12 protein-coding genes are annotated in these 16,145 nt (G+C 67.3%); 7 read left to right on the forward strand and 5 right to left on the reverse strand.

What is annotated here, in order from left to right; all coding sequences use genetic code 11:
* Position 1: 1 nt before the first annotated feature.
* The 5 genes from narI to NFC98_RS17055 all read right to left on the reverse strand — a co-directional run bounded on the left by narI (position 2) and on the right by NFC98_RS17055 (position 8,279).
* Positions 2-691 (reverse strand): respiratory nitrate reductase subunit gamma, encoded by a 690-nt coding sequence (narI, locus tag NFC98_RS17035; RefSeq protein ID WP_254276082.1) that lies wholly within the window; start codon positions 689-691, stop codon positions 2-4.
* 13 nt (positions 692-704) lie between these two features.
* A complete protein-coding gene (gene narJ / locus NFC98_RS17040; protein WP_254276083.1) occupies positions 705-1,484 on the reverse strand; it encodes a nitrate reductase molybdenum cofactor assembly chaperone in 780 nt (259 codons plus the stop codon).
* Complete coding sequence (narH, locus tag NFC98_RS17045) at positions 1,477-3,033, reverse strand: nitrate reductase subunit beta (RefSeq protein ID WP_254276084.1); 1,557 nt, start codon at positions 3,031-3,033, stop codon at positions 1,477-1,479. Before narH ends, narJ begins: the two co-directional genes overlap by 8 nt.
* Entirely contained in the window at positions 3,030-6,797 is a 3,768-nt protein-coding gene (locus tag NFC98_RS17050) for a nitrate reductase subunit alpha (RefSeq protein WP_254276085.1), read from the reverse strand. The genes narH and NFC98_RS17050 overlap by 4 nt, the downstream gene beginning before the upstream one ends.
* 213 nt (positions 6,798-7,010) lie before the next feature.
* Entirely contained in the window at positions 7,011-8,279 is a 1,269-nt protein-coding gene (locus NFC98_RS17055; RefSeq protein ID WP_254276086.1) for an MFS transporter, read from the reverse strand.
* Between the two features lie 145 nt (positions 8,280-8,424).
* Here NFC98_RS17055 and NFC98_RS17060 point away from each other — a divergent pair, with 145 nt between their 5' ends.
* From NFC98_RS17060 to NFC98_RS17090, 7 genes are all read left to right on the forward strand, one after another.
* Positions 8,425-10,362, forward strand: coding sequence for a type IV pili methyl-accepting chemotaxis transducer N-terminal domain-containing protein (locus tag NFC98_RS17060; RefSeq protein WP_254276087.1), 1,938 nt, complete (start codon positions 8,425-8,427; stop codon positions 10,360-10,362).
* A 6-nt stretch (positions 10,363-10,368) separates the two neighbouring features.
* Positions 10,369-11,034, forward strand: a complete 666-nt coding sequence (narL, locus tag NFC98_RS17065; protein WP_254276088.1) for a two-component system response regulator NarL — start codon at positions 10,369-10,371, stop codon at positions 11,032-11,034.
* A 288-nt stretch (positions 11,035-11,322) separates the two neighbouring features.
* A complete protein-coding gene (locus NFC98_RS17070; RefSeq protein WP_254276089.1) occupies positions 11,323-12,915 on the forward strand; it encodes an antiporter in 1,593 nt (530 codons plus the stop codon).
* A 75-nt stretch (positions 12,916-12,990) separates the two neighbouring features.
* Positions 12,991-13,446, forward strand: a complete 456-nt coding sequence (locus tag NFC98_RS17075) for a universal stress protein (protein ID WP_254276090.1) — start codon at positions 12,991-12,993, stop codon at positions 13,444-13,446.
* 37 nt (positions 13,447-13,483) lie between these two features.
* Positions 13,484-14,983, forward strand: a complete 1,500-nt coding sequence (locus NFC98_RS17080; RefSeq protein WP_254276091.1) for an MFS transporter — start codon at positions 13,484-13,486, stop codon at positions 14,981-14,983.
* Between the two features lie 174 nt (positions 14,984-15,157).
* Positions 15,158-15,580, forward strand: a complete 423-nt coding sequence (locus tag NFC98_RS17085; protein WP_253446874.1) for a hypothetical protein — start codon at positions 15,158-15,160, stop codon at positions 15,578-15,580.
* A 13-nt stretch (positions 15,581-15,593) separates the two neighbouring features.
* Entirely contained in the window at positions 15,594-16,145 is a 552-nt protein-coding gene (locus tag NFC98_RS17090; protein WP_254276092.1) for a hypothetical protein, read from the forward strand.

The raw sequence follows: 16,145 nt of genomic DNA on the forward strand, positions 1-16,145 counted from the left end.
CTTAGCCTCTTTTACGCACGAGCTGGTAACGACGGGTGATATAGCCGAGCGGAAGGCTCCACACGTGCACCAGGCGCGAGAAGGGGAAGAGCAGGATGATGGTCAGGCCCAGGAAGATGTGCAGCTTGTAGATCCATGAGACGTTCTCCATGTAGGCCGCCGCGCCGCCGCCGAAGAAGACGATGGACTGGGCCCAGCTGGAGAGGGTCAGCATCATCTCGCCGTCCATGTGGCCCAGCGAGAAGAAGATGGTGATCATGCCCAGGAAGGCCTGGAAGACGATCAGCCCGAGGATCAGGGTGTCCATGGTGCTGGAGGAGGCGCGCACCCGCGGGTTGAAGATGCGGCGATGCAGCAGCATGGCGCCGCCCACCAGGCACATCAGGCCGGCCACGCCGCCTACCACGATGGCCAGCAGCTGCTTGGTGCCGGCATGCAGGAAGGGCGAGTAGACCCAGTGCGGCGTCAGCATGCCGAACAGGTGGCCGAAGAAGATCACGATGATGCCGATATGGAAGAGGTTGCTGCCGAGGCGCATGTTCTTCGACGACAGCATCTGGCTGGAGCCGGTCTTCCAGGTGAACTGGCCGTGGTCATAGCGCAGCAGGCTGCCGACCAGGAACACGGTGCCCACCAGGTAGGGGTAGTAGCCGTAGATCAGGTGGTCGAGATAGGTGCCGAATGCGGACATGGTAATTCTCCTGTTAACGACCCGTCACCGGAGGCATCGCCTCGGGTGAGAGAATGCGAACGGCCTCGCTCTGCACGCCCTGCTTGCGCTCGGCCAGGCGACGGCCCTCGGCCGACTGCAGGGCGCAGTCCTGGTCGGACTCGGCGGAGAAACGCACCGCCTCCTCTTCCCAGACCGCATCCAGCGCCTCGGGGGTGTCATCGGGGGCCTCGGCCTGGACCTCCTCGCGGTGGGCGTCGGCCTCGGCCTCGGCACCGATCAGCGCCAGCAGCGCCCTGGGGACCAGGGCATGGTCGGCATGACGCTCCTCGAGACGCGCGGTGAGCAGGCCGAGGATGTGGCGGATCTCGCCCAGCCAGCGGCCGATCTCGCCCTCGTCACGGGTCGAGAGGTACTCCAGGAACACCGGCAGGTAGTCGGGCAGCTCCCGGGCGTCCAGCGCGAAGCCGGCGGCGTTGTACTCGTCCATCAGGTCGACCATCGCCTGGCCGCGATCGCGGGACTCGCCGTGCACGTGCTCGAAGAGCAGCAGCGAGGTGGCGCGTCCCTTGTCGAACAGCGCCACGTACTCGGACTGCAGCTCGAGCAGGTCGCCGTCGGCGATGCGCTGGCACCAGTCCATCAGGGCGGTGCGCAGGGGCGCCGCGAGGCGGCGCTCCTGGTCGATGATCTCGATGAGCTCGCCGGCCGCGGCCTGGAGCTCCCGGGTGGGGTAGTCGAGCAGGCGGGCCAGCACGCGCAGGCTGCGCATGCCGACGACCGACTCGGCCATCTTGAGGGCAGCATCAGCCATGACGGGCCTCCTCGGCTTGCGGATCAAAGGATTCCACCGGCTTGACCAGGGTGGTGGTCTGGGAGCGGCCGTTGAACAGGCTCGGCTTGCTCTCGCCGTGGCAGCCATCGCCGAAGCTGAAGCCGCAGCCGCCGCGCTCCGGGAAGGCCTCGGTGGCCATCTCGCGGTGGCTGGTGGGGATCACGAAGCGATCCTCGTAGTTGGCGATGGCCAGGTAGCGGTACATCTCCTCCACCTGGGCCTCGGTCAGCTCGACGCCCTCCAGCACCTCGGTATTGGCCTGGCCGTCCACGTGCTTGCCGCGCATGTAGAGGCGCATGGCCATCAGGCGCTTGAGGGCCAGCACCACGGGGGCCTCCTCGCCGGCGGTAAGCATGTTGGCGAGGTAGCGCACCGGGATACGCAGCGACTCGATCTTCGGCATGATGCCGTCGAACTCGATCTTGCCGGCCTCGGCGGCGGACTGGATCGGCGAGAGCGGCGGCACGTACCAGACCATGGGCAGGGTGCGGTACTCGGGGTGCAGCGGCAACGCCAGGCCCCACTCCATGGCCATCTTGTAGACCGGCGACGCCTGGGCGGCCTTGATCACGTTGTCGGTGATGCCATCCTTCCTCGCCTGGGCGATCACTTCCGGGTCGTTGGGATCCAGGAAGATCTCGCACTGGCGGTGGTAGAGGTCACGCTCGTCCGGCGAGCTCGCCACCTCCTCGATGCGGTCGGCATCGTAGAGCAGCACGCCGAGGTAGCGGATGCGGCCCACACAGGTCTCGGAGCAGATGGTCGGCATGCCCGCCTCGATGCGCGGGTAGCAGAAGATGCACTTCTCCGACTTGCCGGTCTTCCAGTTGTAGTAGATCTTCTTGTAGGGGCAGCCGGAGATGCACATCCGCCAGCCGCGGCACTTGTCCTGGTCGATCAGGACGATGCCGTCCTCCTCGCGCTTGTAGATCGCGCCGGACGGGCAGCTCGCCACGCAGGTCGGGTTGAGGCAGTGCTCGCACAGCCGCGGCAGGTACATCATGAAGGTGTTCTCGAACTGGCCGTAGATGTCGGCCTGCACCTTCTCGAAGTTCATGTCCTTGCGGCGCTTGGCGAACTCGGTGCCGAGGATCTCCTCCCAGTTCGGGCCCCATTCGATCTTGTTCATGCGCTCGCCGGAGATCAGCGAACGCGGGCGCGCCACCGGCTGGTGCTCACCGATCTTGGCGGTGTGCAGGTGCTCGTAGTCGAAGGTGAACGGCTCGTAGTAGTCGTCGATCTCCGGCAGGTCGGGGTTGGCGAAGATGTTCGCCAGCACCCGCCACTTGCCGCCGATCTTCGGCTCGATCTTGCCGTCCTTGCGGCGCAGCCAGCCGCCCTTCCACTTCTTCTGGTTCTCCCACTCCTTGGGATAGCCGATGCCGGGCTTGGTCTCGACGTTGTTGAACCAGGCGTACTCGACGCCCTCGCGGCTGGTCCAGACGTTCTTGCAGGTCACCGAACAGGTGTGGCAACCGATGCACTTGTCGAGGTTGAGGACCATGCCTACCTGGGAACGAATCTTCATTTCACGGCCTCCTGCACGTAGTCATTGCCCTCGCCATCCAGCCAGTCGATGTGCTTCATCTTGCGAACCATGACGAACTCATCGCGGTTGGAACCGACGGTGCCGTAGTAGTTGAAGCTGTAGGAGAGCTGCGCGTAGCCGCCAATCATGTGGGTCGGCTTCGGACAGACCCGGGTCACGGAGTTGTGCATCCCGCCGCGGGTGCCGGAGACCTCGGAGCCCGGCACGTTCACCTGGCGCTCCTGGGCGTGGTACATCATCACCATGCCGGACTTGACCCGCTGGCTGACCACCGCACGGGCGGCGATGGAACCGTTGGCGTTGTACAGCTCGACCCAGTCGTTGTCCTCGATGCCCACCTCGGCGGCGTCACTCTCGGAGAGCCAGACCACCGGGCCGCCGCGGTTGAGCGTCAGCATCAGCAGGTTGTCGCTGTAGGTGGAGTGGATCCCCCACTTCTGGTGCGGCGTGATGAAGTTCAGCGCCTTGCTCTTGTAGCCGTTGTCGGCCGGCTGTTCGAAGCTCACCAGGGTCTTGGTGTTGATCGGCGGACGGTAGGTCAGCAGGCTCTCGCCGAAGGCGCGCATCCAGGCGTGGTCCTGGTAGAACTGCTGGCGGCCGCTCACGGTGCGCCACGGGATCATCTCGTGGACGTTGGTGTAGCCGGCGTTGTAGGAGACGTGCTCGTCCTCGAGGCCGGACCAGGTCGGGCTGGAGATGATCTTGCGCGGCTGGGCGACGATGTCGCGGAAGCGGATCTTCTCCTCCTCCTTGGGATGCGCCAGGTGGGTGTGATCCCGCCCGGTGATCTTGGAGAGCGCACCCCACGCCTTCACCGCCACCTGGCCGTTGGTCTCCGGCGCCAGGGTCAGGATCATCTCGGCCGCGTCGATGGCGGTCTCGATCTGCGGGCGACCCTTGGAGGAGCCCTCCAGCTTGCGGTGGTTGAGCTTGCCGAGCAGTTCCACCTCGGAGTCGGTGTTCCAGCTGATGCCCTTGCCGCCGTTGCCGATGCTCTCCAGCAGCGGACCGACGGAGGTGAAGCGCTCGTAGGTCTCGGGGTAGTTGCGCTTGATCTCGATCAGCGCCGGCATGGTCTTGCCGGGGATCGGCTCGCACTCGCCCTTCTTCCAGTCCAGCACTTCGGGCTGGGCCAGCTCGGCGGGGGAGTCATGCTGGTGCGGCAGGGTGACCAGGTCGGTCTCCTCGCCCAGGTGCCCCACGCAGACCCGGGAGAACTCCTTGGCGATGCCCTTGTAGATATCCCAGTCGCTGCGCGACTCCCACGCCGGGTCAGTGGCCGCGGTCAGCGGGTGGATGAAGGGGTGCATGTCCGAGGTGTTGAGGTCGTTCTTCTCGTACCAGGTGGCCGTCGGCAGCACGATGTCCGAGTAGAGGCAGGTGGAGGACATGCGGAAGTCCAGGGTCACCACCAGGTCGAGCTTGCCTTCCGGCGCCTCGTCGTGCCACTTCACCTCTTCCGGCTTCTGGCCGCCGAAGTCGCCCAGGTCCTTGCCCTGGATACCGTGGCGGGTGCCCAGCAGGTACTTGAGCATGTACTCGTGGCCCTTGCCGGAGCTGCCCAGCAGGTTGGAGCGCCAGATAAAGAGGTTGCGCGGGAAGTTCTGGGGGTTGTCCGGATCTTCCGCGGCGAAGGCCAGCTTGCCGGCCTTGAGCTGCTCGACGGCGTAATCCTTGGTGGACAGGCCGGCGGCCTCGGCGGCCTTGGCCAGGCGCAGCGGGTTGGCACCCAGCTGGGGCGCGGAGGGCAGCCAGCCCATGCGCTCGGAGCGCACGTTGAAGTCGATCAGGCTGCCGCTGTACTTGCTGTGGTCGGCCAGCGGCGAGAGGATCTCCTTGATCTCGAGCTTCTCGTAGCGCCACTGGGAGGAGTGGTTGTAGAAGAAGGAGGTGGAGTTCATGTGCCGCGGCGGACGGTTCCAGTCGAGGCCGAAGGCCAGCGGGGTCCAGCCGGTCTGCGGGCGCAGCTTCTCCTGGCCGACGTAGTGGGCCCAGCCGCCGCCGCTCTGGCCGATACAGCCGCACATGATCAGCATGTTGATCAGGCCGCGGTAGTTCATGTCCATGTGGTACCAGTGGTTCATCGCGGCACCCACGATGATCATGGACCGGCCCTGGGTCTTGTCGGCGTTCTCGGCAAACTCGCGGGCGATGCGCGCGACCTGCTCGGCGGGCACGCCGGTGATCTTCTCCTGCCAGGCGGGGGTGTAGGGCTTCACCTCGTCCAGGGAGGTGGCGCCGTCATCCTCGCCGAAGCCACGATCGATGCCGTAGTTGGCGCACATCAGGTCGAACACGGTGACCGCCAGCACGTCGCTGCCGTCGGCCTTCTTCAGGCGCTTGGCGGGCAGGCTGTGGAAGAGCAGCTCGTCGCTGGCCCCGCCGCTCTCGACGTGGTCGAAGTGCTCGTGCTTGAGCCCGCCGAAGTAGGGGAAGGCGACCTTGGCGACGTCGTCGTGGTGGTCGGCCAGGGTCAGCAGCGGCTTGATCTCGTCACCGGCAGAGTCGCGGGGCTCGAGGTTCCACTTGCCCTCCTCGCCGCTCTCCTGCCCCCAGCGGAAGCCGATGGAGCCGCGCGGCACCACCAGCTGGTCGCGGGTCTCGTCCCACGCCACGGTCTTCCACTCGGGGTTGTTGTTCTCGCCCATGCCGTCGGCGAAGTCGCTGGCGCGCATCTGCTTGCCCGGCACGTAGCTGCCGTCCTCGCGCTGCTCCAGCTCCACCAGGAAGGGCATGTCGGAGTACTGGCGCACGTACTCGGTGAAGTAGGCGCTGGGCTTCTCGAGGTGGAACTCCTTGAGGATGACGTGGCCCATGGCCATGGCGATGGCCGCGTCGGTGCCCTGCTTGACCGACAGCCACTCGTCGGTGAGCTTGGAGACCTCGGCGTAGTCCGGGGTGATGGAGACCGTCTTGGTGCCCTTGTAGCGCACCTCGGTGAAGAAGTGGGCGTCCGGGGTGCGGGTCTGGGGCACGTTGGAGCCCCAGGCGATGATGTAGCCGGAGTTGTACCAGTCGGCGGACTCGGGCACGTCGGTCTGCTCGCCCCAGGTCTGGGGGCTGGCCGGCGGCAGGTCGCAGTACCAGTCATAGAAGCTCATGCAGACGCCGCCGATCAGCGACAGGTAGCGGCTGCCCGCGGCGTAGCTGACCATGGACATGGCGGGGATCGGCGAGAAGCCGATGATGCGGTCCGGGCCGAACTGCTTGGCGGTATAGACGTTGGAGGCGGCGATCAGCTCGTTGAGCTCGTCCCAGTCGGCGCGCACGAAGCCGCCCATGCCGCGGGCACGCTTGTACTGCTTGGTCCGGGCCGGGTCCTCGACGATGGAGGCCCAGGCGTCCACCGGGTCCTTCTTCTCCTTGAGGGCGTCGCGCCACAGCTTGAGCAGGGGCTTGCGGATCAGCGGGTACTTGAGGCGGTTGGCGCTGTACAGGTACCAGGAGTAGCTGGCGCCCCGCGGGCAGCCGCGCGGCTCGTGGTTGGGCAGGTCCGGGCGGGTGCGCGGGTAGTCGGTCTGCTGGGTCTCCCAGGTGACCAGGCCGTTCTTGACGTAGATCTTCCAGCTGCAGGAGCCGGTGCAGTTCACGCCATGGGTAGAGCGCACGACCTTGTCGTGCTGCCAGCGCTGACGATAGCCGTCCTCCCAGCCGCGCGACTCCTCGCGAGTCTCGCCGTGCTCGTTGGCGAAGGGCTCGCGGGCCTTGCGGAAGAAGTTCAGCCGATCAATGAAGTGACTCATGGTCGATCTCCAGGCTTCTTGGAAAGTAGGGTGTGACCGCCCGGGCCACCCGGCCTGCCGTGCGGCGTGGCGTGATGGACCGCACGCCAGGCAGGAACCTTGTCGAGGATTCTGGGTGATCGAGCGGCGGATTACTGCCCGGTTACCTCCATATACCGCCCCTCTACCCCCAAGGTGATAGGCCCGCCCAGCCGAGGGGATAAGCCCGACGAGTCAGGCCCGGCCGGCATACCCGCTGGCGTGGTCCCAGACCATCACCAGCATGCACACGACCAGCGAGCCGTAGAGGAACATGAAGCCGGCGGTACGGATGCCGACCCACTCGCTGCCGATCACGAACATCAGCGGCAGCAGGGCGGCGAAGAGCCCGCCCAGGGTCAGTGCCAGCCCCCCCACCAGGGGCATCTCGTCGCCGTGGTCGCGATGGATCAGCCGCATCAGGCTGCCCTGCCCAATGCCCATGGCCATGCCCATGGCGGTCAGCAGCGACAGGAAGCCCCACAGCGGGGCCTCGTAGCGCAGCACGATCACGCCGTGGACGCCCTCGATCGACATGGCGAAGGGGGGGTAGGAGAGCAGGAACAGGCAGACCAGCACGAAGGCGCTGACCCACCAGCGCAGGGCGCGGAAGTCGCGCACATCGGCCCAGGCGCCGCCGACCACCTGGCCCAGGCCCACTGCCAGGGTGAAGGGCAGCGCGGCCAGGGCTGCCCCCTTGAGGGGCAACTGGTACTGGGCGCTGAGGTAGGCCGGCAGCCACAGCGCCAGGGCCACGAAGGCGCCGTAGAAGAAGCTGTAGACCAGCGCCAGGCGCCACAGCCGCCAGCAGGCCAGGCGACCCAGGCCGGCCAGCAGGCCACGCCAGGGCCGGGCGTGCGACCCGCGCGCCTCGTCGAGGCGATCATCGGCGAACAGCCACAGCAGCGCGGCCACCAGCAGCACCGGCAGCAGGTAGAGCAGCGGCGCCGTGCGCCAGCCGTAGGCCTGGCTGACCAGCGGCAGCAGCAGGTAGCTGAGCCCGGCGCCGGCCATCCCGGCGCCATAGAGCCCCAGCGCCAGGCCGGCGTGGCGCCGCGGGCAGAGCCCCGCCACGTAGACCAGCCCCGCCGCGAGCGACCCGGCGCCCAGGCCCAGGCCGGCCCCGGCCAGCAGGAAATGGTGGTAGTCCCGTGACTGGGCGAGCCCCCACAGGAAGGGACAGATCAGCAGCAGGCTGGCGATCATCACCCGCCGCCCACCGAAGCGCTGCGCCAGGGCCGCCATGGGCAGCGAGGCCAGGGCGCCCACCGCCATGGGCATGGCCAGCAGCACCGCGAAGCGCCCCTCGCCCAGGGCCAGCAGGACCTTGAGCTCCAGGCCCAGCACCGCGAAGATGGTCCAGCTGGCGAACACCAGTGCAAAGACCAGCGGCGAGAGCAGCACGACGACCAGGGGTCGATAGCCCCCGGTCGGGTCCTGGTCGAGATCTGGGGCGGCTGGCATCATCGGGGGCCGGAAAAAAGTGGAATCTCGACAGAGTCTCGGGAGCCAGCCACCGACGGTCAAAGGGGCATCGGAGGTATGCGTTATACCCCCATGGGTGTAGTAGACTGAATTCCCTCATCCCCCTGGACGAGCACGAGGCGCGATGAAACTGCTGCGACACTCCCTGGTGGCACGGATCACCGCCTCGCTGCTGGCCATCAGCGCCATGGCGCTGGTCAGCATCGTGGTGACCATGACCGTGGCCAGCGACAGCCGCGGCGATGCCGCCGCCATCAACATGGCCGGCTCGCTGCGCATGAACACCTACCAGATCGTCAGCGCCCTGCAGCGCCACGAGCAGCGGCCCGGGAGCGAGGCCCGCGCCCGCGTGGCCGAGCTCTCAGATCGCCTCGAGCAGCGCCTGGCCAGCCCCGAGCTGACCGGCGCCCTGCCTGACGCCGAGGACCACGCCCTGCAGCGCCAGTACCGGCTGATCCTGGCGCGCTGGGGCCAGGAGCTGGCCCCGCAGGTCGAACTTGCCACCGGCGGCGGCGGCGTGGAACCCGACGCCCTGCGCGCGACCCTCGACGGCCTGGTCGAAGACATCGATGCCCTGGTCACCCTGCTGGAGCAGAACAGCGAGTCGAAGATCCAGCTGCTCAGTGCCCTGCAGATCCTCTTCCTGGCCCTGACCGCCGTGGTGGTAGTGATCGCCCTCTACGACATCCGTCACAATCTGGTGCTGCCGCTGCGCCAGCTGGTGGTGCTGGCCCGGGAGGCCGCCCATCGCAACTTCGGCCACCGCACCCGGCTCTCCGGTAACGACGAGCTGGCCCTGCTGGGGCGCACCTTCGACACCATGGCCGAGGAGCTCGGGGCCAGCTACTCCGAGCTGGAGGCGCGGGTCTCGCGCAAGAAGGCGGAACTCGAGCGCAGCAATCGCGCCATGCAGGTGCTGCACGACGGCAGCCGCGCCCTCTACGGCGGCGGCAATGACCTCTGCGCCAGCGCCGCCCCCATGCTGCGCCATCTGGAGCAGCTGCTCCAAATCGGCCCGATCCGGCTCTCGCTCCACGACTCCCACGACGATCGCGACATCCCGATACTGGCCACCCACTCGCCGCGCCGTCCCGAGTACTGTCGCGACCATGACTGCCACGCCTGCCTGCTCGACCCCCAGCCGCTGACGCTGCAGGCCACCGAGGCCGGCGAGTGCCTGCTGCTGCCGGTGAGCGTGGGCGACCTGATGCTGGGCACCCTGGAGGTCTGGTATCCGCGGGAGGCCCCGCCCACCGACAGCGTCAAGCGCCTGCTCAACGCCCTGGCCGACCAGCTGGCCACCGCGGTCTACCTGCAGCGGCGCATCGAGGAACAGCAGCAGGTCACGCTGATGAACGAGCGCACCATCATCGCCAGGGAGCTCCACGACTCCCTGGCCCAGTCGCTCTCCTACCTGAAGATGCAGGTGGCACGGCTGGAGCGCATGCAGCAGAAGGAGGCCCCGCGGGAGACCCAGGCGGCGGTGTTCGACGAGCTGCGCACCGGGCTGGACAGCGCCTACCGCCAGCTGCGCGAGCTGCTCACCACCTTCCGACTCAAGCTCGAGGGGCCGGGACTGGCCAGCGCCCTGCGCCAGACCGTGGAGGAGTTCGGCGAGCGCCTGGGCACCCGGGTGGGCCTGACCGTCGACCTGCCGCCCCACCTGCTCAACCCCAACGAGGAGATCCACGTGCTGCAAGTGGTGCGGGAGTCGCTGGCCAACGTGGTCAAGCACGCCCACGCCCACTGGGCGGAGGTCACGGTGAGCTTCCGCGCGGCGCGCCTGCACGTCACCGTCGAGGATGACGGAGTGGGCCTCGAGGACGACAGTTCGCCGCCCATGCACTACGGTCTGGTGATCATGCGCGACCGGGCCGAGACCCTGGGCGGCCGGCTGACGCTGCAGAACCGCGACGGCGGCGGCACCCGGGTGGAACTGGTGTTCACCCCCCAGACCGCACGCCTGATCAGCCAGCACGTCGGGGCGGACAACCGCCCCGCCACCCCCGTCGACCCTCGGGTCGACGCCATCGCCACCGACCGCCACGGCCACAGGGAATAAGCCAGGATGACCGACACCCCCCACGACACCCCCGCCAGCATCCTGATCATCGACGACCATCCGCTGTTGCGCCGCGGCGTCTCCCAGCTGCTGGAGCTGGAGGAGGACATGGCGCTGATCGGCGAGGCCGGCGAGCCCGTGGAGGGCATCCGCCTGGCCCTGGCGCTCGACCCCGACATGGTGCTGCTCGACCTCAACATGCCCGGCATGAACGGCATCGAGACTCTCAAGCGGCTGCGCGAGGAGGGCTTCGCCGGCCGAGTGGTGATGTTCACCGTCTCCGACCATGAGGAGGACGTGGTGGACGCCCTGCAGGCGGGCGCCGACGGCTACCTGCTCAAGGACATGGACCCGGACGAGATGATCCGCCAGCTGCGCCAGGCGTCGCTGGGCCGCATGGTGATCAGCGAGAGCCTCACCGCCCTGCTGGCCGGGGCGCTGCGCAGCCAGCGCAGCCAGCCGGCGGTCCCCGACATCCAGAGCCTGACCCAGCGCGAGCGGGAGATCCTGCGCGAGCTGGCCGGCGGACTCTCCAACAAGATGATCGCCCGCAAGCTCGACATCACCGAGGGCACGGTGAAGGTGCACGTCAAGCACCTGCTCAAGAAGCTCAACCTGCGCTCCCGGGTGGAGGCCGCCGTGTGGGCGGTGCAGGAGGGCATCGACCGCTGAGCCCGCGGGGGATATCCCGCGGTTCTGTGTGGATACCTCCAAATAATCCGGGGGCCCCTGCGCCCCCCTCGGCCCCTACTCCCCTCAAGAAAAACCCCATATCAAGCAATGGGTTGCCGCTTATCCCCCACTACCTCCCTGGAGGTATCCCGCCGTTTTCTGGCCCCTTTCGCCACGTTTCGCGCCTTGCCGGGCAGGCGTATCTTTCCCCCCAAGGCTCACCGTCTTGATATCGGTCAACCGATGCCAAACGCCAGGAGCACACCGCTAGCCTCAAGGGGAAATGCCATGACCAGGAAGAATGCCGACATCGAACACTGGGATGTCGAGAACGAGGAGTTCTGGGAGAAGGAGGGCAGGAAGGTCGCCAGCCGCAACCTGTGGATCTCCATCCCGAGCCTGCTGATGGGCTTTGCCGTCTGGTTGATGTGGGGGATGATCACCACCCAGATGCAGAACCTGGGCTTCCCGTTCACGGTGGGTGAGCTGTTCACCCTGACCGCCCTGGCAGGGCTCTCCGGGGCGACCCTGCGCATCCCGGCCTCGTTCATGATCCGCATCGCCGGCGGGCGCAACACCGTCTTCCTGACCACCGCCCTGCTGATGTTCCCGGCACTGGGGACCGGCATCGCGCTGATGAATCCCGAGACACCGCTGTGGGTCTTCCAGGCCCTGGCGCTGCTCTCCGGCATCGGCGGCGGCAACTTCGCCGCCTCCATGAGCAACATCTCCACCTTCTACCCGAAGAAGCAGCAGGGCTATGCCCTGGGCATGAACGCCGGCCTCGGCAACTTCGGCGTCACCACCATGCAGATCCTGATCCCGCTGGTGATGACCGTGGGCATCTTCGGCGCCATCGCCGGCGCCCCCATGGAGCTTCAGAGCGCCAGCGGCACCCTGATCGGGCGCATCGAGGCGGGCACCGATACCTGGATCCAGAACGCCGGCTTCATCTGGCTGGTCTTCCTGATCCCGCTGGCCTTCGCCGGCTGGTTCGGCATGAACAACCTGCGCACCATCACCCCCGACCCGGGCACCCCGGCCCAGGCCTTCGGCAAGATCCTCGGCCTCTACGCCGTGGGGGCGGTCACCAGCGTCATCGGCATGCTGGCCCTGGTATGGCTCAACATGTGGATCGCCGTCCCGCTGACCATCGTGCTGACCGTGGTGCTGCTGCGGCTGATCCCCGGCGACATCAAGCCGAACATCCAGAAGCAGTTCGCGATCTTCTCCAACAAGCACACCTGGTCGATGACGGTTCTCTACATCCTGACCTTCGGCTCCTTCATCGGCTTCTCCGCAGCCCTGCCGCTCTCCATCAACGTCATCTTCGGCAACATGATGGAGGTCGCCGCCGACGGCACCGTGACCCGCGTGGCCAACCCCGACGCCCCCAGCGCCCTGACCTGGGCCTGGATCGGCCCCTTCGTCGGCGCCCTGATCCGTCCCATCGGCGGCTGGATCTCCGACAAGGTGGGCGGCTCCATCGTCACCCAGATCATCTCGGTGATCATGGTGGTGGCCTCCGCGGTGACCGGCTACGTGATGATGCTGGCCTACAACGCCACCGACCCGAACAGCTACTTCGCGATCTTCATGATCCTGTTCGTGATCCTGTTCGCCGCCAGCGGCATCGGCAACGGCTCCACCTTCCGCAGCATCGGCGTGATCTTCGACCAGCACCAGAAGGGCCCGGTGCTGGGCTGGACCTCCGCCGTGGCCGCCTACGGCGCCTTCATCGCCCCGCGGGTGATGGGTGAGCAGATCCAGGCCGGCACCCCCGAGCTCGCCATGTACGGCTTTGCGATCTTCTACGCGGTCTGCCTGGTGATCAACTGGTGGTTCTACCTGCGCAAGAACGCCTACGTGAAGAACCCCTGACCCGCCCTGACCACACGCCCGGTGGCCGGAAGAACCCGGCCGCCCCGCCTCTACCCCGGATGCTGGAGGTGCCCCATGAAGATCATGATCGCCTATGACGGTTCGCGGAATGCCAAGCTGGCACTGGCCCGGACCATCACCATGTTTCACGCCATGTCGCCGCTGATCGTGCTGGTCGGCGTCGCCGAGAACCCACGTGACTCCACCGACGCCAACGAGGACCTCTTCCAGGAGGAGTACAAGGAGCTCAAGGCCGACCTGGAGGAGGCGGTCGAGGTGGCCGTGAAGGAGGGCCTCGACGCCGAGCTGATCATCGCCGAGGGCGACGCCCGCAAGATGCTGCTCGACGCCACCAAGCGCCTGTCGCCGGACATCCTGGTGATCGCCCGCCACAGCCAGAAGCCCGACGGTGGCTTCATCGCCCAGTCGCTGAGCTACTTCGTCGACGAGCTCGACTACATGACCTTCGGCAGCGTCAGCTCCTTCCTGACTCGCCGCGCCGAATGTCCCCTACTGATCCTGCCCAGCTGATCGGCCCCGTTCGCCTTGCGAAAAGGATGACACGACCATGAAAGTCGCTGACCTGTTCAAGGTACGCACTCCGGAGATCAGGGCCCTGCACCTGACCTGGATCGCCTTCTTCATCACCTTCTATGTCTGGTTCAACATGGCGCCGCTGGCTACCAGCATGCTGCGCGACGTCGACTGGCTGACCCAGGACCATATCCGCCTGTTTGCCATCTGCAACGTGGCGCTGACCATCCCCGCGCGGATCATCGTCGGCATGGCGCTGGACCGCTTCGGCCCGCGCCGGGTCTTCTCGATCCTGATGGTGGTCATGGCGATTCCCGCGCTGATGTTCGCCTTCGGCAACAGCATGACCCAGCTGCTGGTCGCCCGCCTGGTGCTGAGCTCCATCGGCGCCAGCTTCGTGGTCGGCATCCACATGACCGCGCTGTGGTTCAAGCCCAAGCACATCGGCTTCGCCGAGGGCTTCTACGCCGGCTGGGGCAACTTCGGCTCCGCCGCCGCCGCCATGACCCTGCCCACCATCGCCATCGTCTGGTACGGCGGCGACGAGGGCTGGCGCTGGGCCATCGCCCAGAGCGCCTTCGTGATGGCCGCCTACGGCGTCTTCTACTGGTTCGCCATCACCGACGGCCCCGATGCCACCTCCCACCGCAAGACCCGCAAGGCGATGGCCATGGAGGTCAGCAGCTGGGCCGACATGGTCAAGCTGATCCTGTGGACCATCCCGCTGGTCGGCGTGCTGGCGATCCTGGTGTGGCGCATCCAGAACATGGGCTTCATGTCCACCACCGCCGCGGTGATCGCCTACCTCGCGATCGTGGCCATCGTGATCTACCAGGTGGTGCAGATCATTCGCGTCAACGTGCCGATCCTCAAGAAGGGCGTGCCGGAGGACGACAAGTACCACTTCAACAGCGTCGCCGCGCTCAACACCACCTACTTCGCCAACTTCGGCGCCGAGCTGGCGGTGATCTCCATGCTGCCGATGTTCTTCGAGCAGACCTGGGGCCTCTCCGCCGCGGCCGCCGGCCTGATCGCCTCGTCGTTCGCCTTCGTCAACCTGGTGGCGCGCCCCATGGGCGGCGCGGTCTCCGACCGCATGGGCAACCGGCGCTTCGTGATGCTCAGCTACATGTTCGGCATCGGCATCGGCTTCACCCTGATGGCGATGATGAACTCCAGCTGGCCGCTGATCCTGGCGATCGCCATCACCATCTTCACCTCCTTCTTCGTGCAGGGATCGGAGGGCGCCACCTTCGGCATCATCCCGTCGATCAAGCGCCGCATCACCGGCCAGATCTCCGGCATGGCCGGCGCCTACGGCAACGTGGGGGCGGTGGTCTACCTGACCATCTTCACCTTCGTCACCCCGACCCAGTTCTTCTACATCCTGGCGGCAGGCGCCTTCTTCAGCTGGCTGGTCTGCTTCATCTGGCTCAAGGAGCCCGAGGGCGCCTTCGCGGACGAGTACCATATCTCCTCCGTGGACCGCATGATCGCGGAGCAGGAACAGCTCAAGGCCGAAGGCAAGACCTGAGCTTCCTTCACTCTTCCACCCACTCCCTGCGCCCGGCCCCGCCGGGCGCAGGCGTTCCAGGCGGCATGAAAGGTCATTGATTTGATTTCCGACAATGTCGCTGGGGTATTCCGGCGGCATAGTAGTATTCAGGATGCATGGTTTCAGGAAGCCCCCGACAGGAGACCCGTCGACATGTCCCACACCGACACCACGCTTGCACCCGACACCCGGGGCCGCGGCCTGGCCGCCGTCATCTACGTGCTCTACCTGGGCAGCATCATGGCGGTGGTCACCGCGCCGATCGGCGTGCTGATCGCCCACCTGCGCCGCGGCCGGGTTTCGCCCCTGGCCGACAGCCACCTGTTGTTCCAGATCCGCACCTTCTGGCTGGGCGCCCTGGCCGGCGCCGGCGCCCTGGCGGCCTGGAACCTGCTGGGCTGGGTCGGCGCCCCCGCCTGGGCCTCCTGGACGCTGGGCTACGGCTTCTTCACCGCCTGCCTGGTCTGGACCATCGGCCGCTGCGGCGTCGGCATCCAGCGCCTGATGGCCGGCCAGCCGCTGCGCGACCCGCGCAGCCTGCTGTTCGGCGGTGCCGCGGTGCGCCTGGATGACTGACGGAGCCGCCGCCATGACCCACACCCCGCAGCGCCAACGCTCCACCGCCGTCACCGGCCTGGCCTGGGGATTCATCCTCTTCTCGCTGGCAGTGATGGGGCTGCTCGCCCTGCCCCTGGCCCCGGGCGAGGGGCTGGCCGCCAGCCTGGGCGTCGAGGCCGGCAGCGGCGGGCTGACCGGCGGCGTGGCCTGGCTGGCCGAGCGCCACAGTGGGGTGGCTGGCCTGCTGGCTATCGGCGCGCTGGTCACCCTGACCCTGGCCATCGCCCTGCTGCGCCGACGCTGCTGGGCGAGGCGCGCCTTCGTCGCCCTGATGGCGGCCGGTTTCGTGGGCGTGCTGGGCGGCGCTGCGCTGACGCCGCTGACCTTCGGCCTGCTGCCGGAGGCCACCACCGAGGCGGCGATCAACACCCAGGAGCCGGTCGCCGGGCTGATCGGTCTGCTGGGCGGGCTGATCCTCGCCGCCACCCTGCTCACAGTGCTGTTCGCCTGGGCCGGCTGGAAGCTCACCACCCCGGCGGTGCGTGCCGAGTTCGAGCCCGCTCCCGGCCCCCCGGCGGGCTGA

The organism is Halomonas sp. 3H (assembly GCF_024206005.1).
Lineage (GTDB): Bacteria > Pseudomonadota > Gammaproteobacteria > Pseudomonadales > Halomonadaceae > Halomonas > Halomonas campaniensis.

Excerpts from the sequence above, each read along its gene's own strand:
- narI (WP_254276082.1), bottom strand. The coding sequence starts at position 691 with ATGTCCGCATTCGGCACCTATCTCGACCACCTGATCTACGGCTACTAC.
- narJ (WP_254276083.1), bottom strand. The coding sequence starts at position 1,484 with ATGGCTGATGCTGCCCTCAAGATGGCCGAGTCGGTCGTCGGCATGCGC.
- narH (WP_254276084.1), bottom strand. The coding sequence starts at position 3,033 with ATGAAGATTCGTTCCCAGGTAGGCATGGTCCTCAACCTCGACAAGTGC.
- NFC98_RS17050 (WP_254276085.1), bottom strand. The coding sequence starts at position 6,797 with ATGAGTCACTTCATTGATCGGCTGAACTTCTTCCGCAAGGCCCGCGAG.
- NFC98_RS17055 (WP_254276086.1), bottom strand. The coding sequence starts at position 8,279 with ATGCCAGCCGCCCCAGATCTCGACCAGGACCCGACCGGGGGCTATCGA.
- NFC98_RS17060 (WP_254276087.1), top strand. The coding sequence starts at position 8,425 with ATGAAACTGCTGCGACACTCCCTGGTGGCACGGATCACCGCCTCGCTG.
- narL (WP_254276088.1), top strand. The coding sequence starts at position 10,369 with ATGACCGACACCCCCCACGACACCCCCGCCAGCATCCTGATCATCGAC.
- NFC98_RS17070 (WP_254276089.1), top strand. The coding sequence starts at position 11,323 with ATGACCAGGAAGAATGCCGACATCGAACACTGGGATGTCGAGAACGAG.
- NFC98_RS17075 (WP_254276090.1), top strand. The coding sequence starts at position 12,991 with ATGAAGATCATGATCGCCTATGACGGTTCGCGGAATGCCAAGCTGGCA.
- NFC98_RS17080 (WP_254276091.1), top strand. The coding sequence starts at position 13,484 with ATGAAAGTCGCTGACCTGTTCAAGGTACGCACTCCGGAGATCAGGGCC.
- NFC98_RS17085 (WP_253446874.1), top strand. The coding sequence starts at position 15,158 with ATGTCCCACACCGACACCACGCTTGCACCCGACACCCGGGGCCGCGGC.
- NFC98_RS17090 (WP_254276092.1), top strand. The coding sequence starts at position 15,594 with ATGACCCACACCCCGCAGCGCCAACGCTCCACCGCCGTCACCGGCCTG.